This is a genomic window from Amycolatopsis sp. YIM 10, from assembly GCF_009429145.1.
Lineage (GTDB): Bacteria > Actinomycetota > Actinomycetes > Mycobacteriales > Pseudonocardiaceae > Amycolatopsis.
Map to the genome: position 1 here is coordinate 9,621,113 of NZ_CP045480.1, position 23,796 is coordinate 9,644,908.

Here is a 23,796-nt window from a genome sequence, read left to right on the forward strand (position 1 = left end):
CCGGTGTCCTGTTTTCGCAGGTCACCGGGCCGATCTGGCTGGTGTGGCAGGTGAGGGATTCGAACCCCCGAAGGCGAAGCCGTCTGATTTACAGTCAGATCCCTTTGGCCGCTCGGGCAACCTGCCGTAGCCGGGTGAACCAGCCGAGGAAGAGAATACAGGCCGACGTGGCGGGGTCGGCACCCGGTCTCCTCAAGCTAGGCTGGGCCGACCGACTAGTGCGATTACGAGGTGTGAGAACCAGTGGCGGATCCCTCATTCGACGTGGTGAGCAAGGTCGACCGGCAGGAGGTGGACAACGCACTCAACCAGGCGAGCAAGGAGCTCGCCACCCGCTTCGACTTCCGCGGGGTGAACGCGAAGGTCGCCTGGGCCGGCGAGGAGGCCATCGCGATCGAGGCGGAGACCGAGGAGCGCGCGCTCGCCGCGGTCGAGGTGTTCAAGGAGAAGCTGATCAAGCGCGGCATCTCGCTGAAGGCCTTCGAGGCCGACGAGCCCGCGCTCTCCGGCAAGATCTACAAGGTGAACGGCCGCATCCTGCAGGGCATCGCCTCCGACAAGGCCAAGCAGATCGCCAAGTTCATCCGCGACGAAGGCCCCAAGGGCGTCCAGGCCCAGATCCAGGGCGACCAGCTGCGCGTGTCCGGCAAGAAGAAGGACCACCTGCAGGAAGTCATCTCGGCACTGAAGAACAAGGACTTCGAGATCGCCCTGCAGTTCACCAACTACCGGTGACCCGGCCCCGGGTGGCGCCTCCCGGGGCGTCACCCGGCCGGGCGACGTAGCCGGAACTCGCCAGCACAACGTGGTGTAATCGCGCGGTCGCCGTCCGAGAGGGGTTCGATGCGCCGCGTGTTCACCGGGCTGGTCCTGCTGGTTTCCCTGTCGGTGCTCGGCAGTCTGCTCAGTCCCGTCCAGGCCGCGACCGCGGACCGCGAGCTGCTTTTCGAGGGCATGGGTTCATACCCCCGGCTGATCCGCCTGGAACACTCCGGCACCCGCAACGGCCGCATCCTCGCCGCGATGACCAGTGAGGACGGCCGCGGGCGGTACGCGCCGGTCTTCCAGAGCGACGACGAAGGCGCCTCCTTCCGCCGGATCGGCGAGATCCGCGACCCCGAGGGCGCCACCGGCATGTGCTGCGGCACCCTCTACGAACTCCCCCAGCGCGTCGGCAGGCTCCGCGCGGGCACCCTGCTGTGGGCCGCCAGCTACGGCCAGAACGCCGGCCCGAGCCGCCGGATCGCGCTCAAGATCTGGGCCAGCCGCAACGGTGGCCGCGACTGGGAATTCCTCTCCGAAGCCGCCCGCTCGCACAACCACGACGGCATCTGGGAACCCGAGTTCGTGGTCGACGCCGGCGGCACGCTCTGGCTGCACTTCGCCGACGAGACCGAGGCCCCGCAGTTCGCCCAGGTGCTCAACCGGGTCGGCTCGGCCGACGGGCTCAACTGGGGCACCAAGCAGCGCACCATGGCGATCCCGCCGCACCGGGTGCGCCCCGGCATGCCGATCGTGCGCAGGCTGCCCGACAGGCGCTACTACTTCGGCTACGAGATCTGCAACTACGGCACCCACTTCTGCGACCCGTACTACAAGATCTCCCCGGACGGCGCCAACTTCGGCGATCCCGGCGCGCCAGGCACGCAGATCACCACCGCCGACCGCAGCCACTTCCAGCACGCCCAGACCGTCACGCTGTTCCCCGGCGGCCCGAACGGCACGCGGCTGCTGATGGTCGGCCAGATCTTCGTGCGCTCCAACGGCGATCCGCTGCCCGGCAACGGCGCCACCCTGCTCGCCAACGACAACTTCGGCGCCGGCCCGTGGTACGAGCTGCCCGCCCCGGTCCGGGTCACCAAGCCGATCGACCACTGGTGCCCGAACTACAGCTCCACCCTGCTCCCGGTCGACGGCGGCACGAACGTGCTGCAGATCGCCGCCGACCTCGAACCGGACGGGATGTGCCGCGCCTACTTCGGCAAGGGCCCGGCGTTCTGATCCCGCAGCAACCCGGCCGTCCACGCGCCGAGCGCGTCTTCGGCGTCGGCGCGGGTGGCCTCCGGGTCGTCGGAGTAGGCGATCATCAGCGCCGCCTCGGCGACCGCGCTGAGCACCAGCTGCGCCAGCACCTTCACCGGCCGCGGCTCGAACAGGCCGTGCGCGATCGCCGCCGTCACCAGTTCCTCGATCAGACCGAGCCCGTACTGCGCCTCCAGCTCGCGCCACGCCTGCCAGCCCAGCACGGACGGGCCGTCGATCAGTGAGATCTGCCGCACTTCCGGCCGGGCACAGGCGTCGAGGAACGCGGTGAGCGCCACGGCCAGGCCGGAGAGGAAGTCCGGCTGGGCGGCCATTTCGGCGCGGATCGCGTCGGTGACCTCCTGCTCCAGCTCCTCGACCACGGCGCGGAAGAGCCCCTGCTTGTCGCCGTAGTGGTGGTACAGCGCGCCCCGGCTCACCCCGGCCGCGCGCACGATCTCGTCGGCGGGCACAGCCTGGTAACCGCGTTCCGCGAACAGCTCGCGCGCCGCCGTCACCAGCGCGTTCTTCGTTCCCGCCGACCGGTCCCGCTGTGTTCGCCTCACCCGGTCAATCTGCCATGACGCCCGCGAACTCGATGATGTGCCCGGCCAGCTCGCCCGGCTGGTCCTCCGGCACGAAGGTGTAGGAGTCCACGATCTCGACGATCCGCGCGTTCGGGAAGGCACCGGCGAACCGCCGCGCCAGCGACATCGGGAACAGCTTGTCCTCGACGGCCCAGGCGAGCAGCACCGGCTTGTCGAAGGCGGCCAGCTTCGGCGCGGCCTCCAGCGTGTAGCGGTTGCTCACCTGACGCACGAACCGGCGCAGGTCCCGCCGGACGCCCGCGCTGCGCCACGGCGGTTCGAGGTAGCGGCGGATGATCCGGTTCTCGACCGGGTGCTTCGCCACCCAGCCGAAGGCGATGGGCAGCCGCTGCAACGGTTTCACCCGCAACAGGCCCGCGGTGATCAGACCGAACCCCGGCACGCGCGCCAGCTTCGGCAGTGGCGCGAAGATCGGCGGGAAGAAGCTCTCGAAGCAGTCGGACGGCGTGAACACCACGGCCCCCACGCGTTCGGGTCGTCGCGTGAGCACCAACTGGGTCAGCGCGCCGCCGGTGTCGTTCGCGACCAGCAGCACATCGCGGAGGTCCAGCGCGTCCAGGAAGTCCGCGATCAGGTCGGCCACTCCGGCCGGGCTCAAGTCCGACTCGGGCCGCAGCGGCAGTTCGTGCGCGCCCAGCGGCAGATCCGGGGCGAGGCAGCGGAAGCCCGCTTCGGCGACGGCGGGCACCACCTTCCGCCACAACTCGGCGTTGACCAGCAGCCCGTGCACAAAAACCACGGGACGACCGGCGCCCCGCTCGAAGTACCGCACCGTGCCCTGTGGCAGTTCGACCGCCGCGGGCACCCCCAGTTCCTGGCTTCGCTCCATGCCCCATAGTTACATACAGACTGTTTGTATGTAAATGACCCGATACTGTGGTCCGGTGCAGCCGGAATCGAGACGGGGGAACGACGCATGAAGGGCATCGTGCTGGCCGGGGGGAGCGGAACGCGGCTCCACCCGATCACCCAGGCGGTTTCGAAGCAGCTGCTGCCGGTCTACGACAAGCCGATGATCTACTACCCGATCTCGGTGCTGATGTTCGCCGGGATCCGCGACATCCTGATCATCTCCACCCCGGCCGACCTGCCGAACTTCCAGCGCCTGCTCGGTGACGGCAGCAAGTTCGGGCTCAACTTCAGCTATGCCGAGCAGCCCAGCCCCAACGGCCTCGCCGAGGCGTTCGTGATCGGCGCGGACTTCGTCGGCGACGACGACGTGGCACTGGTGCTCGGGGACAACATCTTCTACGGCCAGGGTTTCTCCAGCAGGCTGCGGACCGAAGTGTCCACTTTGGATGGCTGCGTGCTGTTCGGCTACCCGGTGAAGGACCCCGAACGCTACGGTGTCGGCGAAGTGGACGGCGACGGAAAACTGGTCTCCATCGAGGAAAAGCCGGCGCACCCCAAGTCGAACAAGGCGATCACCGGGCTCTACTTCTACGACAACGAAGTGGTCGAGATCGCGCGCTCGCTCAAGCCGTCGCCGCGTGGCGAGCTGGAGATCACCGACGTCAACCTGAGCTACCTGCGTGCCGGGCGCGCGAAACTGGTCGACCTCGGCCGCGGTTTCGCCTGGCTGGACACCGGAACGCACGACTCGCTGCTCGAAGCCGGGCAGTTCGTGCAGGTGCTCGAACACCGCACCGGCGTGCGGATCGCCTGCCTCGAGGAGGTCGCGCTGCGAATGGGCTTCATCACCGCGGACGAGTGCTTCACGCTCGGCGCCGCGCTGGCGAAGTCCGGCTACGGCGACTACCTGATGGCGGTGGCCAAGTCGGCGGGCGCCGCCTGACGCCCAGCGCCTAACGCTTGGCGAGTTCTTCCAGCCTGCGGACGCGTTCGGCGATCGGCGGGTGGGTGGAGAACCAGCGGGAGAACTTCTCGCCCGGCTGGAACGGGTTCGCGATCATCAGGTGCGACTGGGAAACGAGCTTCGGGTCGGGCACCAGTGGAGCCGCCCTCGTACCCGCGTCGAGCTTGCGCAGGGCGGACGCGAGGGCGAGCGGATCGCCGGTGAGCGCCGCGCCGGAGGCGTCCGCCTCGTACTCTCGCGAGCGGCTGACGCCCATCCGCACGATCCCGGCCGCGACCGGCCCGATCAGCACCAGCAGCAGCGTGACCAGCGGGTTGTCCTCCTCGCGGTCACCACCGCCGAACACCCCGGCGAACATCGCCACGTTGGCGGCCACGCTGACCACGCTGGCCAGCACCCCGGCAACCGACGAAATGAGGATGTCGCGGTTGTAGACGTGGGCCAGTTCGTGCCCGAGCACCGCGCGCAGCTCGCGTTCGTCGAGCAGTTCCAGGATGCCGGTGGTGCAGCAGACCGCCGCGTGCCGCGGGTTGCGGCCGGTGGCGAAGGCGTTCGGCGCGACGGTCGGGCTCAGGTACAGGCTCGGCATCGGCTGACGCGCACTGGTGGCCAGCTCGCGGACGATGCGGTGGATCGCCGGGTACTCCGCCTCGGAGATCGGCCTGGCGCGCATGGCCCGCAACGCCAGCTTGTCCGAGCGGAAGTAGGCGAACCCGTTCATGCCCAGCGCCAGCACCAGGCCGATCAGCAGGGCGCCGCGGCCGAAGGCGGCGCTGATCGCGATGATCAGCGCGCTGAGCAGGCCCAGCAGCAGGGCGGTCCGGACCCCGTTCCGGTGCTTGTGCACTGGTGGCCGCCTCCCTTCTCGCGCTGGCCTCCCGGAGTCAGAACGCGTGCGGACCGCACGAGGTTCCGCCGCGATCCTCACCCGGTCGGGCGTCCGGCACAACCGGCGGTCACCCGGGCGCGGAGTTAGGGTCGAGTCGATGGTGACACCACGCGACAGGAGCGCTACCCACGGCTGACCAGTGAGGACTCCATGCGGGCAAAGCTGATCTCGACCCTGATACTGGCCATCGGACTGGTCACCGCGCCCCCGGCGCACGCCGAGGACGTGGTGACCATCGCCGTCGGCGACCGGCCGGCCGCGGTCGCGGTGAATTCCGTCACCGGCGCGGTCTACGTGGCCGGGAGCAGCTCGATCACCGTGGTGGCCGGCAACCTGGTGATCGCCACCGTCGACGTCGGCGGCCCGCTCAGCGACATCGCGGTCAACGAGCGCACCGGCCGGGTCTACGCGGCCAACGCCGGTGCGGGCACGGTGACCGTGCTCGACGGGGACAGCAACGCCGTGCTCGGGGTGATCGCGGCCGGTCCCGGAACGTCCACTTTGGATGTCGACGAGAACTCCAACACGATCTACGCGTCGGGTGGCCCGGCCGGGGACGTGGCACTGCTGGACGGGGTGAGCGACACGCTGCGCGAAACCCTGTCCGGTCCGGCGGGCCCGCTGATCGGGGTGCGGGTCGACGCGGGCCGCCGGGTCGCCTACTTCACCGGTGACCGGAGCAAGACGGTCGAGGTCCTGGACACCGTCGGCAAGACCTTCGTCGGCGCGGCGCCGGTTGGCAACGCCCCGGCCGGGCTCGACCTGCACGAGGCGAGCAACACGCTGTACGTGGCGAACTCCGGGATCCACCACATGTCCGTGGTCGACGGCGCGACCAGGACCGAGAAGGCCAAGGTGCTGCTGCGCAGCGCGGCCTCGTCGGTGGCGGTGCACCAGGCAGGCGACATCGTCTACACCAACGGCGGGCCGAACGGGCTGATCCGGATCGACGGCAGGAAGAACGAGGTGACCGGAGAGCTGTCGCTCGGCACCAACGCCGGGGACGTCGCGGTCGACCAGCGCACCCGGATCGTCTACGTGGCCGACCCGCAGCGCGACTCCCTGCTCGCCATCACCGGTTTCTGAGCGCTGAAGCCGGGTTGAAGCCCCGCTGAAGTTTCGGTCACGAAAGGTGACCGCGGCGGTACGTTGCGGTCATGGAACTCGGGCTGCAGATTCCGGACTTCACCTTCGAGGGCGGACCCGCGCGGCTGGGCGCGGACCTCGCCGAGATCGCCCGCACCGCCGAGCGGGGTGGTTTCGCCTACCTGGCGGTGATGGACCACTTCTTCCAGATCCACCTCTTCGGCCCGCCGGAGAAGGACATGCTGGAGGCCTACACCACGCTGGGTTTCCTGGCCGCGCACACCGAGCGGGTCAAGCTGCTCACCGTGGTCACCGCCGCCTACTTCCGCCATCCCGGCCTGCTCGCGAAGGCGGTGACGACGCTCGACGTGCTCTCCGGCGGACGCGCGATGCTCGGCGTCGGCGCGGGCTGGAACGAGGAGGAGGCACGCGGGCTCGGTTACCGCTTCCCGCCGCTCGCCGAGCGGTTCGAACTGCTCGAGGACGCGCTGCGGTACTGCCTGGCGATGTGGTCGGACAGCGAAAAACCGTTCTCCGGCAAGCGCGTCGAGGCCGAGCGCCTGCTGAACGTGCCGCAGGCGCTGAGCGGACCGCACCCGCCGATCATGATCGGGGGCGGTGGTGAGCGGAAGACGCTGCGCTTCGTGGCGAAGTACGGGCAGGCGTGCAACCTGTTCAACACCCCTGATCTGGAGCACAAGCTCGACGTGCTGCGTGCGCACTGCGACCGCGAAGGCCGGAACTACGAGGAGATCACCAAAACGGTGTATCACCCGCTGGTCACCGGAGAGCACGGCGAGCGGACTGACGAGCTGGTCCGTGAACTGCGGCGGCTGGCCGGACTCGGCGTGGATGCGGTGATCGGCGGAACGCCGGGCGCCGAACGGATCGAGCCGGTGGAGCACCTGGCGCGCGAAGTGATCCCCGCGATCTCTCCACTTTAGTCGCTGGTCGTTGACGTAGCCGTCCTCGCGTAATTTACTGGTCGCTCCTACCCGGGCGAGGTCACCGAGGACGGCCAGTGGGCGATCAGGGTCATCAGCTGCGCGGCGGGATCCAGCCGGACGTCTCGGCGATCACCAACGTGTTGGCGGGGCAGGGATTCCACGGTCCCGACGGGCTGCCGCTGAGCGAGGCGCTGGTGTTCGCCTGCTCCGGCGGGATCGGCGCGGGCTACATCCTGTGGGAGTTCCAGCACGACGGCAACAAGCCGCTCGTGCTCGGTTTCCGCGGTCGCTGGCAGTACCCGCAGGCCTGGCTCGAGTCCACTGTGGAACGCCTCGGCGTGCCCGCCGAGGTGCACACCACCACCGGCGCGGTGGGTGCCGCGCAGCGGCTCAGCGCCGAACTGGCCGCCGGACACGCGGTGATCGTGCTGCCCGACCGCTACCTGCTCGGTTACTGGCACCTGCCGGCCAGCACCGAGGCGATGGGCGGGCACTTCGTGGTGGCCTACGGCGAGGAGAACGGCCGGGTGCTGGTCGACGACCGCAACCTCGCGCCGCTCACGGTGGAGCGCGCCGCCTTCGACCGGGCGCGCAGCCGGGTGGTCTCGTACCAGAACCTGCTGGTCCGGCTGCGGCCGCCGGAGGGCGGGATCGGCGCGGCGGCGCTGCGGACGGCGGTGCGCGGCGGACTCACCGAATGCGCCGAACGGCTCTCCGCGAAATCCGCCTCCTTCTCCCTGCCCGCCTGGGCCAAATGGGCGCGCCTGCTCACCGACGAGCAGAAGCCGAAGGGCTGGCCGACCGTGTTCGCCGACCGCGCCGGGCTGACCGGCACGCTGCTGTCCATCTGGGACAGTGTCACGCCGGCCGGGATGACCGGCGGCAGCCTGCGCGGGCTGTTCGCCGCCGCGCTGACCGAAGCGGCCACCGTGCTCGAACTGCCGGCGCTCGCCGAGCAGGCCCACCGCTGGCGGGAGATCAACGGGCTCTGGCACCAGTTCGCCGACGCCGCGCTCGACCCCAGGGTCGAGCCGTTCGCCAGGATGCGTGAACTCGCTTCGACCATCTCCGGCGGCATCTTCACCGAGGGCGACGCCATGCAGCAGTCCGCCGGGCAGGCCGCGGCCGAACTGTGGATGCTGCGCGCCCAGTACGACGCCGTCTGCCCGCTGTCCACAAAGGAGGTTCACGTGCTGTTCCAGGAACTGGGCACGCGGCTCCGGGTGATCCACGAGGCCGAAACGGCGGCCATCGGCGCGCTGCGGTCGGTGATTTTCGAACCGTAGCGCGATCATGCGTTCACGCTGCGTGTAACGACTGATCGTGGACCGGCGAATCACAGCGTGGAGCCGGGCCGCAGGTGCGCCCGCGGAACGGGGAGTCGGACGTGGAACGCATCGGCCTGGCCGTGATCGGCGCCGGGTACTGGGGCCCGAACCTGGTCCGGAACGCGCAGGCGACGCCGGGCCTGCGCCTGGAGTACCTGTGTGACCTGGACATCTCCCGCGCGCGGCGGGTGCTCGGCGACTATTCGACGGTGCGCGCCAGCGCTTCGCTGGACGAGGTGCTGGCCGACGACTCGGTCGGCGCGGTGGCCATCGCGACCCCGGCCGGCACGCACCTGAAGGTCGCGCTCGCCGCGCTCGAAGCGGGCAAGCACGTGCTGGTGGAGAAGCCGCTGGCGGCGAACCTGGCCGAGGGGCGGCAGCTGGTCGAGGCGGCGGAGAGCCGCGGGCTGGTGCTCATGCTCGACCACACCTACTGCTACACCCCCGCCGTGGCCCACCTGCGGGAACTGGTCCGCGGCGGCGAACTGGGCGACATCCAGTACCTGGACTCGGTGCGCATCAACCTCGGCCTGGTGCAGCCGGACGTGGACGTGCTGTGGGACCTGGCCCCGCACGACCTGTCGGTGTTCGGCGCGATCCTGCCCGACGGGCTGGAGCCGCTGGAGGTGGCCGCGCACGGGTCCGACCCGATCGGCGCCGGGCGCGCCTGCGTGGCGCACCTGACCATCCGGCTGACCGGTGGCGCGATGGCGCACGTGCACGTGAACTGGCTGTCGCCGACCAAGATCCGCACCATGGTGATCGGCGGTTCGAGCCGCACGGTGGTGTGGGACGACCTGAACCCGAGCCAGCGGCTGTCGATCTACGACCGCGGCGTGGACCGGCGCACCGATCTCGGCGCGGGCGAGCGCGAGCAGGCGATCATCTCCTACCGCGTCGGCGACATGGTCGCCCCGGCGCTGACCGAGCGCGAGGCGCTGCGGGCGGTGATGGCCGAGTTCGCCGGCTCGATCCTCGAAGGGCGCCGCCCGCTCACCGACGGCCGCGCCGGCCTGCGGGTGCTCGCCCTGCTCGAAGCCGCCAGCGAAAGCCTGGCGGCCGGAGGGACGTTCGTCCCGATCAAAACGGAGGTAGCCGCGTGAGCGGGCAACCGATCGAAGGACAGCGGTGCCTGGTCACCGGGGGTGCGGGCACGATCGGCTCGGCGGTGGTCGACCAGCTGCTCGAAGCGGGCGCCGCCGAGGTCGTCGTGCTGGACAACTTCGTGCGCGGTCGCCGGGAGAACCTGGCCGACGCGGCCGGTGACCGGCTGACGATCGTCGAGGGCGACATCAACGACAAGAAGCTGGTCCACCAGCTGACCGAGGGCATCGATCTGGTCTACCACCTCGCGGCCATCCGGATCACCCAGTGCGCCGAGGAACCGCGCCTGGCCCTGGAGTCCCTTGTGGACGGAACCTTCACCGTGCTGGAGGCCGCCGCGGCGGCGAAGGTGCGCAAGGTGATCGCCTCCTCGTCGGCCTCGGTGTACGGGCTGGCCGAGACCTTCCCCACCGACGAGCGCCACCACCCGTACAACAACGACACCTTCTACGGTGCCGCGAAGGCGTTCAACGAGGGCATGCTCCGCAGCTTCAAGGCGATGTACGACCTGGACTACGTGGCGCTGCGGTACTTCAACGTGTACGGCCCGCGGATGGACGTGCACGGGCTCTACACCGAGGTGCTGATCCGCTGGATGGAACGCATCGCCGACGGCAAGCCGCCGCTGATCTTCGGCGACGGCGCGCAGACGATGGACTTCGTGCACGTCCACGACATCGCGCGGGCGAACATCCTGGCCGCGCGCGCCCCGGTCACCGACCGCGTCTACAACATCGCCAACGCCACCGAGACCAGTCTCCGCGAGCTGGCGCTCGGCCTGCTCACCGCGATGGACTCGGACCTCGAACCCGAGCACGGCCCGGAACGCGCCGTCAACGGGGTCACCCGGCGGCTGGCCGACATCTCCGCGGCCGCGCGCGACCTCGGCTGGGAACCCCGGATCAAGCTGCCCGACGGCCTGCGCGGGCTCGTCGAGTGGTGGCAGAGCGCGTAAGGGAGCCTCGATGTCGGCGATCCGCTACCTCGGCCACGCCGGGTTCACCGTGGCGCACAACGGCACCCGGTTGCTGATGGACCCCTGGTTCTTCCCCGCGTTCCTCGGCTCGTGGTTTCCCTACCCGGACAACCGGCACCTGCTGCCGGAGGTCCTCGAAGGGCAGTGGGACTACCTCTACGTTTCGCACGCGCACGAGGACCACTACGACGAGAAGCTGCTCGCCGGGCTGGACCGGTCGATCACCGTGCTGGTGGCGAAGTACCGCTCCAAGGTGATGGTGAAGCACTTCCGCGCGCTGGGCTTCGAGAACGTGATCGCGCTGGAGCACAAGGAATCCCTAGAACTGGCACCGGGTTTCACGGTGACCGTCTACCTGGACACCAGCCACAAGGAGGACAGCGGGCTGCTGGTCGACCTCGACGGTTACCGCTTCCTCGACCTCAACGACTGCAACACCGCGATGTCCGAGCTGCCCACGGACATCGACCTGCTGGCCGCGCAGTTCTCCGGGGCGATGTGGTACCCGAACTGCTACGACTACCCGCCCGCGATGATGGCGGAGAAGGTGGCCGGGGTCCGCGGTGACCTGATGGACACGCTCTACCGCAAGGCGAAGCTGACCGGGGCACGCGCCTACCTGCCCTCGGCCGGGCCCGCCTGCTTCCTCGACCCCGACCTGGCCGAGTACAACGACCGCGACAGCACCATCTTCCCGGTCTGGGACCAGGTCGCCGACGACTTCGCCGAAGCCTGCCCGGACATCGAGGTGCTGCGGCTCGGCCCCGGCGACTCGATCGAGGTGGACCCGGCGGCGAGGACGGCCACCGCCCGGCGCCTGCCGGACAGCGGGCTCGACGAGGACCTGGACGCCTACCGCGAACGCCGCCGCGCCGAGTGGGAGGAGTTCCACGATGGGCCCGAGCCCGCGGTCACCATGGACGAGGTCGAGGCGTACTTCAGCACGCTGCAACGCTGGAACAAGCGCTTCCTCGGCGACTTCAGCAAGGACATCCGGCTGATCACCGGCACCACGAACTGGGACGTGCGCCTCGGCAGGCTCGCCGAGCACTTCGTGATCGAGGGCGAGGAGCCCTACGACCCGGACTACACGCTGCTGGTGCCGCCGCGGGTGCTGCGCGCGATCGTCGACGGCCGGACCGGCTGGGAGGAGGCCCTGCTGTCGATGCGGCTGGGCCTGCACCGCGAGCCGGACGTGTTCGACCTGACCTTCATGGGCCTGCTGCGCTACGGCAACCATCCCGCGCAGACCATGCAAATGCTGCGCGAACGGCAGAACACCGAGACCATCGAACGCGACGGACTGCGCCTGCAGCGGTTCTGCCCGCACGCCGGGGAGGACCTCAGCTTCGCCGACATCGGCGGCGGGCGGATCGAGTGCCCCCGGCACCACTGGATCTGGGACGCCAGGACCGGCAAGTGCGTGGACAAGGCGTCGATCGACCTGCGCGTGGAAGTGCTGGACGAGAACTCGCCGGTGCTGGTGGCGGAAAAAACCCAAGATCAAGAACCGGCGTGATTTCCCACCTGTTCGGCCGATTTACCCCTTTCCGCCATTACGTTATGTAGCGCTTTCCTCGCCAGTACCGACGTTATGGAATTGCTACGACTCATTCGCGTGAGCCGCGGTGGATTGCTGTAACGACACTCGACTCTCTCTCGATTTTCTGGGCGTCTGACCACCGGTTTTCGCCGGTGCCGGTTACCTCCCTTTGAACGGAAGGCAAGACCATGCACGCCCATTCCATCCAGGGGGAGCACGGAACGGGGCGCCGATACCGGCCGCTCCTGCTGGCCGCGGTGCTTTTTGTGCTCGCGGGCTGCCTGGTGGCCGCCCCCGTGCCGTTCGGCACCACGGCACAGGCGCAGGCCGCCTGCGCGAACAAGATCGCCTGCGAGAACGAGGCGGCAGGCACCGACGACTGGCAGGTGTCCAATTTCGACGACACCATCGCCGGGTTCACCACCGACATCAGCGCCACCCCCGGCTCGACGGTCACCTTCAAGGTCAAGACGAACGCGCCCGGCTACAGTGTGACCATCTACCGGCTCGGTTACTACCAGGGCAAGGGCGCGCGGTACATGGGCACCGCGAACCGCAACAGCGGCCAGTCGCAGCCCGCCTGCCTGACCGATCCGACCGGCCTGCTCGACTGCGGCAACTGGGCGCCGTCGGTGACCTGGACGGTGCCCGCGAACGCCACCTCCGGCCTGTACTACGCGGTGCTGCGGCGGTCGAACCTGACCCCGGAGGAGCTGGCGAGCAACCCGCCGGAGAACGAGATCGCCTTTGTCGTCCGCGACGACGCGAGCACCTCGAAGGTCCTGTTCCAGACCTCGGACTCGACCTGGCAGGCCTACAACACCTACGGCAACGGCCCGAACCGGGCCGGCAACAGCATGTACTTCACCACCTACGGCGAGCCCGCGCCCGGCCAGCCCGCCAACCCGACCGGTCCCGGGCCGCAGGGCTCGGCGTACAAGGTCAGCTACAACCGGCCGCTCTACGGCCAGGGTGACGAGAACTTCATCTTCAACGCCGAGTTCCCGATGCTGAAGTTCATGGAGCGCAACGGCTACGACATGAGCTACACCACCGATGTGGACAGTGCCCGGCGCGGGCACCTGATCAAGAACCACAAGGTGTTCATGGCGGTCGGCCACGACGAGTACTGGTCGAAGGAGCAGCGGTCCAATGTGGAGGCCGCCCGCGACGCCGGGGTGCACCTGGCCTTCATGACCGGCAACGAGGTGTTCTGGAAGACCCGCTGGGAGCCGAGCATCGCCGGCACACCGACCGACTGGCGCACCCTGGTCTGCTACAAGGAGACCAAGCACGACGGCAAGATCGACCCGCACCCGGACTGGACCGGGACCTGGCGCGACGCCCGCTACAGCCCGCCGTCCGACGGCGGCAAACCGGAAAACGCGTTGCTGGGCAACATCTTCACCGTCAACGGCAAGCGCGAGGACGCGCTCTCCGTGCCGTCGGCGTACGGCAAGATGCGACTCTGGCGCAACACCGCGGTGGCGCAGAAACCGGCCGGTGACGTCTACACCTTCAAGTCCGGCACGCTCGGTTACGAGTGGAACTCCGTGGAGGACAACGGGTTCACCCCGCCCGGCACGGCACAGCTCTCGCGCACCACGGTCACCATGGACGGGTTCTGGGTGCTGCAGAACGAAGGTGACGTGTACGGCTCCGGCACCAAAACGCACGCGCTGACGCTGTACCGGCACCCCAGCGGCTCGCTGGTGTTCGGCGCCGGGACCGTGCAGTGGGCCTGGGGCCTGGACAACGAGCACGCCTTCCCCGAGCACGACCAGACCGCCGACCCGGCGATCCAGCAGGCCACGGTGAACCTGATGGCCGACATGGGCGTGCAGCCCACCACCCTGATGCCCGGACTGGTCGCGGCGTCGGCGAGCACCGACGCCGCGGCGCCGGTGGTGGCCATCACCAGCGCGCCGCCGACCACCGTCGGCACCGACTACACCATCGCGGGCACGGTCACCGACGCCTCGGGCAAGGTGGCCGGGGTCGAGGTCTCGGTGGACGACGGCGCCACCTGGCACCCGGGCCTGTGGACCGCGGGCACCACCAGCTGGCAGTACAAGTTCACCCCGGCCACCTCGGGCACACCGACGGTCAAGGTGCGCGCGGTGGACGATTCGGCGAACCTGTCGGCGCCGGTGTCGCGGGTGATCACGGTGAACATGCGGACCTGCCCGTGCAGCATCTGGACCCCGCAGATGACCCCGGCCAACCCGGCGGCCAACGACGCCGGGGCGATCGAGGTCGGCGTGAAGTGGCGCGCCGCGGCCGACGGTTACGTGCGCGGCATCAAGTTCTACAAAGGACAGGGCAACACCGGCACGCACACCGGCAGCCTGTGGACCAAGGACGGCCAGTTGCTCGGCACCGGCACGTTCACCAACGAGACGGCCACCGGCTGGCAGACGCTGACGCTGCCGACCTCGGTGCCGGTGACCGCCGGGGTCACCTACGTGGCCTCGTACTACGCGCCGAACGGGCGCTACAGCGCGGACAACTTCACCTTCACCAACAACGACGTCTCGCTCGACCCGCTGACCGCGCTGAAGAGCGGGGTCGACGGCACGAACGGCGTGTTCAAGGGCGGTGGCCCCGGCTTCCCGCAGTCCAGCTACCAGGACACCAACTACTGGGTGGACGTGGTGTGGGCGCTCGATCCCGGCCCGGACACCCGCGCGCCGATGCTGCTGTCCACCGCGCCGCTGGCCGGGGAGACCTCGGTGAAAACGGCGAGCCCGCCGGTCTCGGTGACCTTCGACGAGAACGTCGCGCCGAGCACCGTGCAGTTCTCGCTGACCTATCCCGGCGGCACCGAGCCCGGCACGGTGTCCACCACCGGCGGCAAGGTGACCTTCACCCCGCAGCTGGCGCTGGACGCGGGCACCGTCTACACCGCGACCGTGCGTGCCTCGGACGCCTCCGGCAACGCGGCCCAGCAGGTGCAGTGGCAGTTCACCACCGGATCACCACGCCCGGCGGCCTGCCCGTGCACGGTATGGGACGACTTCACCCACCCGGTGAACAAGGCCGATCCGCACGACTCCTCGCCGGTCGAACTGGGCACCAAGGTGCGCTTCGACGGCAAGGGCAACGTGCTCGGCGTGCGGTTCTACAAGGGACCGGGCAACACCGGCACGCACACCGGCACGCTGTGGAACGCCGCCGGGCAGCCGCTGCGCACCGGCACCTTCGTCAACGAGAGCGCGGTCGGCTGGCAGACGCTGGTGTTCAGCTCGCCGGTGCAGGTGCAGGCGAACACCACCTACGTGGTCTCGTACTACGCGCCGAACGGGCACTACGCCGGGGACAACGCGTACTTCCGCGACAACGGTGCCGACTACGGCGGCATCCGCGCGCTCGCCGAAGGGGTCGACGGCGGCAACGGCGTCTACCGCTACGGCTCCGGCGGCGGCTTCCCGCAGAACTCGTGGGGCTCGACGAACTACTGGGTCGACGTGGTCTTCCAGAACGGGCTCAACGGCGACACCACGCCGCCGGCGGTCACCGGCCGGACCCCGGCCTCCGCCGCCACGAACGTGCCGTTGACCTCCACGGTCAGCGCCACCTTCAACGAGCCGATCGACCTGTCCAGCGTGCAGTTCACCCTGCAGGACCCCGGGCTGGCCAAGCTGTCCGGCACGGCGGCGCTGTCCGCCGACCAGAAGACGGTCACCTGGACCCCGTCGGCGCGGCTGGCGCCGGGCACCACCTACACCGCGAACCTGAAGGTGGCCGACGCCAACGGCAACGCCATGCCGACGCCGACCACCTGGTCCTTCACCACCACGACAACGCCGGCCTGCCCGTGCTCGCTGTTCTCCGCGGCAACCGTGCCGACGGTGGAAGCCGAGAACGACAGCGGTTCGTACGAGCTGGGCGTCCGGTTCAGCTCGTCGGTGCCGGGCACGGTCACCGGGGTGAAGTTCTACAAGGGAGCGGGCAACACCGGCACGCACACCGGCAGCCTGTGGACCGCGGGCGGTCAGCTGGTGGCCAGCGGGACCTTCGTGAACGAAACCGCGACGGGCTGGCAGACCCTGCTGTTCGCCACACCGGTGAGCATCCAGGCCGGCGAGTCCTACATCGCCTCGTACACCGCGCCCAACGGCCACTACGCGGCCGACGGGAGCTACTTCGAGCGAACCGCGGTGACCAGTACGCCGCTGACCGCGGGAGCGACCGGCGGTGACACCCCGAACGGCGTCTACCACGTCGGGCCGGGCTTCCCGCAGTCGTCCTTCCGCGGGGCGAACTACTGGGTCGACGTCGTGTGGCAGCCGGCCCCATGACCGGACGGCACCGGCGCTCAGGACGCGCGGGACGGCGACTGACGGTCGTCGTCTCGGGCGTGCCGTGGGACGGGGTGAAGGGCTCCGAACGACAGCTCGCCGAGGCGCTCACCGCGCACACCGACGTGTTGTTCGTGGATCCGCCCGTCTCCCCCGCCACGCCCGCGCGGTACCGCGGGTTGAGCGGGGCGGGCAGGCAGTGGCGACCGCGGTCACAGCCGGTTTCCGACCGGCTGACCCGGCTGACCCCGGTCGCCCTGCCGGGCCTGTCCCGGCCGGGCGTGCGCGCTGCCACCTGGCCGATGGTGCGTTCGCAGATCCGCCGCACGCTGCGGGAGATGCGGCAGTGGCCGACCACGGTGATCGCCTGCTCCACCCACGACGTGCTCGGGCGGTGGGGCGCGGGCGTGACGAACGTGCTCTACGGCACCGACGACTGGGTGGCCGGGGCCGAGCTGATGCGGATCGACGTGAAGCAGATCGTCGCCGGTGAACAGCGGAACCTGGCCGGTGCGGACGTGGTGCTCGCGGTCGGTCCCGAACTGGCCGCGCGCTGGCGGGAGTCGGGTGCGGCACCGGAGGTCTTCCCCAACGGCTGCGATCCCGACGCCTACGCCGGAATCGGCGAGGTGACACCGATCGAGCTGCCGCCGGGCTTCCCGGACAAGATCGCCGGATTGTCCGGGCAGCTGTCCGACCGCATCGACCTGCGGTTGCTGGAAGCGGTCGCGGACACCGGGGTCGGCCTGCTGCTGGTCGGCCCGCGTGATCCGGGCTGGCAGCCGCAGCGGGTCGACGCGCTGCTCGCGCGGGACAACGTGCACCACACCGGGCCGGTGCCGTTCGAGCGGCTGCTGCCCTGCCTGGCCAGGTTCGGTGTCGGGCTCACCCCGTACGCCGACACCGCGTTCAACCGCGCGTCCTTCCCGCTGAAGACGCTCGAATACCTCGCCGCGGGCCTGCCCGTGGTGAGCACGGATCTGCCTGCGAGTCGCCGGTTGCAGGCCGAGTTCCGGGAACTGGAGATCACCGGCGACGCCGATTCGTACGCGCTCGGGGTGCTCGACGCGCTGGCCACTCCGCCAACCGAGGCGCGGGTGGCGGCGCGGCGCGCGTTCGCTCGGCGGCATTCGTGGGCCGCGCGCGCGGCCCGCTTGGTGGAGCTGCTGGAGAACAGGGAGGGAACCACGTGATTCCGGTGATGCGGCCGATGCTGGGGGACGAGGAGGCCGACGCCGTGGCGGCGGTCGTCCGCTCGGGCTGGATCGCCCAGGGCCCCAAGGTGGCCGAGTTCGAGCAGGCGTTCGCGGCCAGGATCGGCGCGGCGCACGGGGTCGCGGTCTCCTCGTGCACCACGGCGCTGCACCTGGCCCTGCACGCCATCGGCGTCCGGCCGGGCGACGAGGTGGTGGTGCCGTCGTTCAGCTTCATCGCCACCGCCAACGCCGTGCGCTACTGCGGGGCGACCCCGGTCTTCGCCGATGTCGACGAGCTGACCGGCAACCTGACGGCGTCCACCGTGGACGAAGTGCTGACCACGCGGACCAAGGCCGTGCTCGCCGTGCACCAGGGCGGGGTGCCCGCCGACGTGGACGCGCTGCGGCGGTTGTGCGGCAGCATCCCGGTGATCGAGGACGCGGCCTGCGCGGCCGGGTCGACCTATCTCGGGCACCAGGTCGGCGCGGGCGCGCCGCTGGCCGCCTGGTCCTTCCACCCGCGCAAGCTGCTGACCACCGGTGAGGGCGGCATGCTCACCACCGACGACGCCGAGCTGGCCGCGCGCCTGCGACGGCTGCGCGAGCACGGGATGAGCGTGTCGGCCGCGGACCGGCACGCGGCGGGCACCGCGATCGTCGAGCAGTACCTGGAGACCGCGTTCAACTACCGGATGACCGACATCCAGGCGGCGATGGGCCTGGTCCAGCTGAACCGGCTGGGGCCGCTGGTCGCGCAACGCCGGTCGCTGGCCGCGCGCTACCACGAACTGCTCGCCGACGTGCCCGGTGTGCGCCCGCTGCGCGATCCCGCTTACGGCAAGACGAACTACCAGGCGTTCTGGGTGCTGGTCGACGAACGGGCCGACCGCAACGGCCTGCTCGCCACGCTCGCCGATGCCGGGATCTCCGCGCGTCGCGGCATCATGGCGTCACACCTGGAACCCGCCTACGCCGGGCACGCGCACGTCCCGCTGCCCGTCACCGAACGGCTCACGCGGCATTCGCTGATCCTCCCACTGCACCACGAACTCACCGCCGAGGACCAGCGCCACATCGTCGGCACGCTCGCGTCCGCGTTGAGCCCGGTGGTGACCCGGTGAGGCGTCCGCTGCTGCTCGTCGGTGCCGGTGGCCTGGCGCGCGAGACGCTCGCCGCGGTACGTGCCGGGACCGACTGGGACCCGATCGGCGCGCTGGACGACAACCCCGCCACGCACGGCACCCTGATCGACGGCCTGCCCGTGCTCGGACCGTCCACCCTGGTCCACGAGAAAACGGACGCGGCGGTGGTGATCTGCGTGGCCAACGTCCGGCGCCCGTACGCGCGCCGGGACATCGCCGCGCGGCTGGACCTGCCCGACGGTCGCTACGCCACGGTGGTGCACCCGGCCGCCTCGCTGGCCCCCGGCACCGAGGTCGGCGCCGGCTCGATCCTGTTCGCGGGGGTGGTGGTGACCGCGCCGCAACGGGTCGGCAGGCACGTGCTGGCCATGCCGCACGTGGTCTTCACGCACGACGACGAGGTCGGCGACCACAGCTGCTTCGCCGCGCGGGCGGTGCTCGCCGGAGGAGTCCACATCGGACAGTGCGCCTACCTGGGCCAGGGCGCGCTGGTCCGCGAATTCACCAAGATCGGCGAAGGCGCGGTGATCGGCATGGGGTCGGTGGTGCTCACCGACGTGCCCGCCGGGCAGACCTGGGCGGGCGTTCCGGCGAAACCCTTGGGGGACAAGTGAGAGTGCTGGTCTATCCGCACGCGATGGAGATCGGCGGCTCGCAGCTCAACGCGCTGCAGCTGGCCGGGGCGGTGCGCGACCTCGGGCACGAGGTGACCGTGCTGTCCGAGCCGGGGCCGCTGGTCGAGTACGTGCGCGAGCTGCGGCTGCCGCACGTGGAGATCCCGCTGCACCGCCGCCGCCCGTCGGCGGGCGTGGCGCGGCGGATCGGCGGGCTCATCGATGACCTCGGCATCGACGTGGTGCACGGGCACGAGTGGCCGCCGGTGCTGGAAGCCGTGGCGGCCACGGTGGCCACCCCGGCCCGGCGGAACACCGCGGTTTTCGCCACCGTCATGTCGATGTCGGTGGTGCCGTTCTTCCCGCGCGCGGTGCCGATGACCGTGGGCACCGAGGAGATCCGCGCGGCCGCGCTGGCCGCCGGGCACCGGCGGGTCACCCTGCTCGAACCGCCGGTCGACACCGACGCCGACCACCCTGGCCTGGAGACCTCGTTCCGCGAGGAGCACGGGCTCGATCCGGCGGTGCCGCTGCTGGCGATGATCTGCCGCCTGGTGCCGGAGCTGAAGCTCGAAGGCCTGCTGGCCGCGTGCGACGCGGTCGGTGAACTGGCGGTCGCGGGCCGGAAGGTGCAGCTGGTGATCGTCGGTGACGGCCGCAGCCGCCCCGAGGTCGAGGCGCACGCGGTGCGGGCGAACGAGCTGGCCGGTTCACGCGTGGTGGTGCTGACCGGCGAGATCAGCGACCCGCGGCCCGCCTACGCCGCTGCCGACGTGCTGGTCGGGCAGGGCGGTTCGGCCCTGCGCGGGATGTCGTTCGGCAAACCGCTGGTGGTGGTCGGCGAGCGTGGATTCAGCGAGCTGCTGACCCGCGAGACGGCACCGCGCTTCCTGTCCGCCGGGTGGTACGGGCAGGGCCCGGGGTCACGGGGGTCCGGTGTGCCGGGACTACGGGACACGCTCGACTACGTCATCGCCAATCCCGTGCTGCGACAGGAACTCGGCGCGTTTTCACGGGAGCTGGTACTCGAGAGGTTCAGCCTGCGCGGTGCGGCCGAACTGCTGGAACGCGAGTACACCGCCGCGCGGTACGGACCCCGGCCGCTCGGCCCGCTCGCCGTCGACGCGGCCCGCAGCGCCGCCGGGCTGCTCGGTTACAAGCTGCACCGCAAGTACCAGGGCCTGCGTGGCACGGCCCGCACCGACGACGCCAACGCCAACCCGGTTCTTTCCCGCGAGAGGGCAGTCAGATGAGCGGAATTCCACTGGTCGACCTGGCCGCGCAGCACCGGCAGGTGGCCGACGAGGTCGCCGACGGCTGGGCCGCGGTGCTCAAGGCGACGGCGTTCGTCGGCGGCCCGCAGGTCGCCGCGTTCGAAACCGAGTTCGCCGCCTTCTCCGAGGTGGCGCACTGCGCCGCGGTCGGCAACGGAACGGATGCGATCGAGCTTTCCCTGCGGGCGCTGGGCGTCGGCCCCGGTGACGAATGCGTGTTGCCGGCGAACACGTTCATCGCGACCGCGGAAGCCGTGGCGCGCACCGGTGCCACCCCGGTGCTGGTGGACGTCGACGAGGCGACCGGGCTGCTCGACCCCGAGCTGCTCGCGGCGCGGATCACCCCGCGCACCAAGGCGATCCTGCCGGTCCACCTGTACGGCCAGACCGCGGCGGTCGAGGAGATCCTGCCGATCGCACGCGCGGCCGGGGCCTTCGTGGTCGAGGACGCCGCGCAGGCGCAGGGCGCACGGCGTCACGGCGTGGTGGCCGGTGGCCTCGGTGACGTCGCGGCGACCAGCTTCTACCCCGGCAAGAACCTCGGTGCCTACGGTGACGGCGGTGCCGTGCTGACTCAGGACGCCGGGATCGCCGAACGGGTCAGACTGCTGCGGGAGCACGGTTCCCCGCGGAAGTACGAGCACACGACGCTCGGCTTCAACTCCCGCCTGGACACCCTCCAGGCCGTCGTGCTGTCCGCGAAGCTGCGCCGCCTCGACGGGTGGAACGCCGCCCGCCGCGAGGCCGCGTCGCGGTATTCCGCGCTGTTGGCCGACCTGCCGCAGGTCCAGCCACCCGAGGTGCTGCCGGGCAACGAACCGGTGTGGCACCTGTACGTGCTGCGGGTGCCCGAGCGCGATCGGGTCCTCGCGCACCTCCAGGCCAACGGGATCGGCGCGGGCATCCACTACCCGACGCCGGTGCACCTGACGCCCGCCTTCGCTTCGCTCGGCCACCGGCCGGGCGATTTCCCGGTCACCGAACGGCTGGCCGGGCAGCTGCTGTCGATCCCCCTTTTCCCGGAGATCACCGCGGCGCAACAGGAACAAGTGGTTGAGGTGCTGATGGAGGCGGTTCGATGACCGAGGTGCGGGTGCATCCCAGCGGATTGTGCGAGAGCGACCAGGTCGGCGCGGGTACGCGGGTGTGGGCGTTCGCGCACGTGCTCCCGGGTGCGCGGATCGGCAAGAACTGCAACATCTGTGATGGCGCGTTCGTCGAGGACGGCGCGGTGCTTGGCGACAACGTGACGGTGAAGAACGCGACTCTCGTCTTTCGTGGAGTGACCTGTGAGAACGATGTTTTCCTCGGACCGAACGTGGTGTTCACCAATGATCTGCGCCCGCGCGCGCACATCAAGCGCGGACCGGACGCGCTGCTGCTGACCAAGGTCCGCCAGGGCGCCACGCTCGGCGCGGGTGTGGTCGTGGTGTGCGGCACGGAGATCGGCGAGCACTCGTTCGCCGCCGCCGGTGCGGTGGTGGCGCGTGACGTGCCCGCGCACGCTTTTGTCGCGGGCAATCCGGCGCGGCAGAAGGGCTGGGTGTGCGAATGCGGTGAGCCGCTGGACGCCGCGTTGACCTGCGCCGGGTGCCAGTCGGTCTACGAACACCGCGACGACGACCGCGGCCTGCGGCGGCGAACGGCATGAGGGGCGCGCGGCAGGCGGCACTGTCGGGAACCGTGCTGGTCACGCTCGCGTGCTCGCCTGCCGCGCCCACCGTGCCACCGCCACCGGTGACCACCAGCAGTCCCGCACCGGCGAACTTCGCCGCGGTGCCTTGGGAAGGCGGCCCGGAGTACTACGCCGCGTTCGGCAAGGCCGCCGAAGCGGGCTGGGCGGATCCGTCGTTCTTCCCGATCGGTGTGTGGTTCGAGTCGGTGCTCGAACCGAAGGACACCGAGCTGGACAAGGCCGCGGGCATCAACACCTACTTCGAACTGACCTCGAACAGCTCGCTGCCGCTGGTGCGCGAGGCCGGGATGCACGCGTTTCCCAGCGGCCCCAACGCCGAAGCCGGGGCGGAAACGGTCGGCTGGACGCTGACCGACGAGCCCGACATGTGGGCGGGGCCGGGCCACGGCGCCTGGACCGGGAACGCGCCGGGCAAGGGTGAGGTCTGCGTCGGCGGGCCGTGCGGGTACACGGTGTTGAAGGAGCTGGCCGGGAAACTGCCTCCGGACGACGGCCGGATGCGGTACGCGAACTTCGGCAAGGGCGTGATGTTCTGGGAAACCGACGAGCAGGCGGGCACCTTCGTCAACGACTACACCACCGCGGTCTCGGCGGATCTGTACTGGTACACCGATCCGAACATCTGCGCGTCACCGTCGGAGGGCCCGGCGATCGGCGTCACCCCGGCGCAGTGCCGGGTGGCCGCGAACTACGGCCGCACGATGGACCGGATGCGCTCGCTGGACCTGGCCGACGGCAAGCTCCAGCCGATCTACGCGCTGATCGAGAACGGCCACCCGTTCACCGAAGCCGACGCCCCCACGATCACCGGTGACCAGCTCGCGGGCGCGGTCTTCAACTCCCTGATCCACGAGGCGCGGGGCATCGTCTACTTCAACCACAACTTCGGCGGCGAGTGCGTGTCGCAACACGTGCTCCGCGATGCCTGCGGTGCGGCGATCCGGCCCGCCGTGACCGAGGTGAACCGGCGGATCACCTCGTTGGCGCCGGTGCTGAACACGCAGTCGCTGGTCCACCTGTTCAGCCCCAACCTGGACACCATGTTCAAGCGGCACAACGGTTCCACGTACGTCTTCGCCATGCCCAAGCGCGGCACCAACCCCGGCCCGCAGACGCTCACCCTGCCCGCGGGGCTGACCGGTGAAGCGAAGGTCCTGTTCGAAGACCGGTCGGTGCCCGTGGTGGACGGGACGCTCACCGACACCTTCGCCGCCGAGCACAGCTACCACGTCTACGTGATCCCTGGTTGAGGAC

At 70.2% G+C, this 23,796-nt stretch carries 20 protein-coding genes and 1 tRNA gene; 17 read left to right on the forward strand and 4 right to left on the reverse strand.

Annotated features, from left to right (window positions below):
- Nucleotides 1-44: 44 nt before the first annotated feature.
- Nucleotides 45-126 (reverse strand) — tRNA-Tyr (locus tag YIM_RS44630).
- A gap of 117 nt (nucleotides 127-243) precedes the next feature.
- Between YIM_RS44630 and YIM_RS44635 the strand changes: the two genes are divergently transcribed.
- Nucleotides 244-735 carry a YajQ family cyclic di-GMP-binding protein gene (locus YIM_RS44635; protein WP_153036089.1) on the forward strand — a complete coding sequence of 164 codons (492 nt, stop codon included), beginning with the start codon at nucleotides 244-246 and terminating at the stop codon, nucleotides 733-735.
- Nucleotides 736-843: 108 nt separating this feature from the next.
- Entirely contained in the window at nucleotides 844-2,001 is a 1,158-nt protein-coding gene (locus YIM_RS44640) for an exo-alpha-sialidase (protein ID WP_153036090.1), read from the forward strand.
- Here the strand turns inward: YIM_RS44640 and YIM_RS44645 are convergent.
- Together YIM_RS44645 and YIM_RS44650 are read right to left on the reverse strand one after the other, a co-directional pair.
- Entirely contained in the window at nucleotides 1,974-2,588 is a 615-nt protein-coding gene (locus tag YIM_RS44645) for a TetR/AcrR family transcriptional regulator (RefSeq protein WP_153036091.1), read from the reverse strand. The genes YIM_RS44640 and YIM_RS44645 overlap by 28 nt on opposite strands.
- 4 nt (nucleotides 2,589-2,592) lie before the next feature.
- Entirely contained in the window at nucleotides 2,593-3,459 is an 867-nt protein-coding gene (locus tag YIM_RS44650) for an alpha/beta fold hydrolase (RefSeq protein WP_153036092.1), read from the reverse strand.
- 87 nt (nucleotides 3,460-3,546) lie between these two features.
- On the opposite strand from YIM_RS44650, the gene rfbA reads away from it, so the two are divergent.
- Nucleotides 3,547-4,425, forward strand: a complete 879-nt coding sequence (gene rfbA / locus YIM_RS44655) for a glucose-1-phosphate thymidylyltransferase RfbA (RefSeq protein WP_153036093.1) — start codon at nucleotides 3,547-3,549, stop codon at nucleotides 4,423-4,425.
- Nucleotides 4,426-4,435: 10 nt separating this feature from the next.
- Here the strand turns inward: rfbA and htpX are convergent, their stop codons facing one another.
- Nucleotides 4,436-5,293 (reverse strand): zinc metalloprotease HtpX, encoded by an 858-nt coding sequence (gene htpX / locus YIM_RS44660; RefSeq protein ID WP_153036094.1) that lies wholly within the window; start codon nucleotides 5,291-5,293, stop codon nucleotides 4,436-4,438.
- 192 nt (nucleotides 5,294-5,485) lie between these two features.
- Between htpX and YIM_RS44665 the strand changes: the two genes are divergently transcribed.
- From YIM_RS44665 to YIM_RS44730, 14 genes are all read left to right on the forward strand, one after another.
- Nucleotides 5,486-6,421, forward strand: a complete 936-nt coding sequence (locus YIM_RS44665; protein ID WP_153036095.1) for a YncE family protein — start codon at nucleotides 5,486-5,488, stop codon at nucleotides 6,419-6,421.
- A gap of 71 nt (nucleotides 6,422-6,492) precedes the next feature.
- Nucleotides 6,493-7,365, forward strand: coding sequence for an LLM class F420-dependent oxidoreductase (locus YIM_RS44670; protein ID WP_153036096.1), 873 nt, complete (start codon nucleotides 6,493-6,495; stop codon nucleotides 7,363-7,365).
- A gap of 77 nt (nucleotides 7,366-7,442) precedes the next feature.
- Nucleotides 7,443-8,654 (forward strand): BtrH N-terminal domain-containing protein, encoded by a 1,212-nt coding sequence (locus YIM_RS44675; protein ID WP_228004401.1) that lies wholly within the window; start codon nucleotides 7,443-7,445, stop codon nucleotides 8,652-8,654.
- Nucleotides 8,655-8,755: 101 nt separating this feature from the next.
- A complete protein-coding gene (locus YIM_RS44680) occupies nucleotides 8,756-9,799 on the forward strand; it encodes a Gfo/Idh/MocA family protein (RefSeq protein WP_153036097.1) in 1,044 nt (347 codons plus the stop codon).
- Complete coding sequence (locus YIM_RS44685) at nucleotides 9,796-10,755, forward strand: SDR family NAD(P)-dependent oxidoreductase (protein ID WP_153036098.1); 960 nt, start codon at nucleotides 9,796-9,798, stop codon at nucleotides 10,753-10,755. The genes YIM_RS44680 and YIM_RS44685 overlap by 4 nt, the downstream gene beginning before the upstream one ends.
- A gap of 10 nt (nucleotides 10,756-10,765) precedes the next feature.
- Nucleotides 10,766-12,295, forward strand: a complete 1,530-nt coding sequence (locus YIM_RS44690; RefSeq protein ID WP_153036099.1) for an MBL fold metallo-hydrolase — start codon at nucleotides 10,766-10,768, stop codon at nucleotides 12,293-12,295.
- Between the two features lie 212 nt (nucleotides 12,296-12,507).
- The gene (locus YIM_RS44695) at nucleotides 12,508-16,620 is read left to right on the forward strand and encodes a DUF4082 domain-containing protein (RefSeq protein WP_153036100.1); all 4,113 of its coding nucleotides are present in this window, start codon (nucleotides 12,508-12,510) and stop codon (nucleotides 16,618-16,620) included.
- The gene (locus tag YIM_RS44700) at nucleotides 16,617-17,813 is read left to right on the forward strand and encodes a glycosyltransferase (RefSeq protein ID WP_153036101.1); all 1,197 of its coding nucleotides are present in this window, start codon (nucleotides 16,617-16,619) and stop codon (nucleotides 17,811-17,813) included. The genes YIM_RS44695 and YIM_RS44700 overlap by 4 nt, the downstream gene beginning before the upstream one ends.
- On the forward strand, nucleotides 17,810-18,937 hold the full coding sequence (locus tag YIM_RS44705; RefSeq protein WP_228004402.1) for a DegT/DnrJ/EryC1/StrS aminotransferase family protein: 1,128 nt from the start codon (nucleotides 17,810-17,812) through the stop codon (nucleotides 18,935-18,937). Before YIM_RS44700 ends, YIM_RS44705 begins: the two co-directional genes overlap by 4 nt.
- Nucleotides 18,934-19,572 carry a NeuD/PglB/VioB family sugar acetyltransferase gene (locus YIM_RS44710; protein ID WP_153036102.1) on the forward strand — a complete coding sequence of 213 codons (639 nt, stop codon included), beginning with the start codon at nucleotides 18,934-18,936 and terminating at the stop codon, nucleotides 19,570-19,572. The genes YIM_RS44705 and YIM_RS44710 overlap by 4 nt, the downstream gene beginning before the upstream one ends.
- Nucleotides 19,569-20,825 carry a glycosyltransferase family 4 protein gene (locus tag YIM_RS44715; RefSeq protein ID WP_153036103.1) on the forward strand — a complete coding sequence of 419 codons (1,257 nt, stop codon included), beginning with the start codon at nucleotides 19,569-19,571 and terminating at the stop codon, nucleotides 20,823-20,825. Before YIM_RS44710 ends, YIM_RS44715 begins: the two co-directional genes overlap by 4 nt.
- A complete protein-coding gene (locus YIM_RS44720) occupies nucleotides 20,822-21,928 on the forward strand; it encodes a DegT/DnrJ/EryC1/StrS aminotransferase family protein (protein WP_153036104.1) in 1,107 nt (368 codons plus the stop codon). Before YIM_RS44715 ends, YIM_RS44720 begins: the two co-directional genes overlap by 4 nt.
- The gene (locus YIM_RS44725) at nucleotides 21,925-22,497 is read left to right on the forward strand and encodes an acyltransferase (RefSeq protein WP_153036105.1); all 573 of its coding nucleotides are present in this window, start codon (nucleotides 21,925-21,927) and stop codon (nucleotides 22,495-22,497) included. Before YIM_RS44720 ends, YIM_RS44725 begins: the two co-directional genes overlap by 4 nt.
- On the forward strand, nucleotides 22,494-23,792 hold the full coding sequence (locus YIM_RS44730) for a hypothetical protein (RefSeq protein ID WP_153036106.1): 1,299 nt from the start codon (nucleotides 22,494-22,496) through the stop codon (nucleotides 23,790-23,792). The genes YIM_RS44725 and YIM_RS44730 overlap by 4 nt, the downstream gene beginning before the upstream one ends.
- Nucleotides 23,793-23,796 lie beyond the last annotated feature (4 nt).

What these genes read in the sequence shown, in the direction of transcription:
- YIM_RS44725 (WP_153036105.1), top strand. Translation starts at nt 21,925, where the DNA reads ATGACCGAGGTGCGGGTGCATCCCAGCGGATTGTGCGAGAGCGACCAG.
- YIM_RS44670 (WP_153036096.1), top strand. Translation starts at nt 6,493, where the DNA reads ATGGAACTCGGGCTGCAGATTCCGGACTTCACCTTCGAGGGCGGACCC.
- YIM_RS44690 (WP_153036099.1), top strand. Translation starts at nt 10,766, where the DNA reads ATGTCGGCGATCCGCTACCTCGGCCACGCCGGGTTCACCGTGGCGCAC.
- YIM_RS44665 (WP_153036095.1), top strand. Translation starts at nt 5,486, where the DNA reads ATGCGGGCAAAGCTGATCTCGACCCTGATACTGGCCATCGGACTGGTC.
- YIM_RS44700 (WP_153036101.1), top strand. Translation starts at nt 16,617, where the DNA reads ATGACCGGACGGCACCGGCGCTCAGGACGCGCGGGACGGCGACTGACG.
- YIM_RS44695 (WP_153036100.1), top strand. Translation starts at nt 12,508, where the DNA reads ATGCACGCCCATTCCATCCAGGGGGAGCACGGAACGGGGCGCCGATAC.
- YIM_RS44730 (WP_153036106.1), top strand. Translation starts at nt 22,494, where the DNA reads ATGAGGGGCGCGCGGCAGGCGGCACTGTCGGGAACCGTGCTGGTCACG.
- YIM_RS44640 (WP_153036090.1), top strand. Translation starts at nt 844, where the DNA reads ATGCGCCGCGTGTTCACCGGGCTGGTCCTGCTGGTTTCCCTGTCGGTG.
- rfbA (WP_153036093.1), top strand. Translation starts at nt 3,547, where the DNA reads ATGAAGGGCATCGTGCTGGCCGGGGGGAGCGGAACGCGGCTCCACCCG.
- YIM_RS44720 (WP_153036104.1), top strand. Translation starts at nt 20,822, where the DNA reads ATGAGCGGAATTCCACTGGTCGACCTGGCCGCGCAGCACCGGCAGGTG.
- YIM_RS44650 (WP_153036092.1), bottom strand. Translation starts at nt 3,459, where the DNA reads ATGGAGCGAAGCCAGGAACTGGGGGTGCCCGCGGCGGTCGAACTGCCA.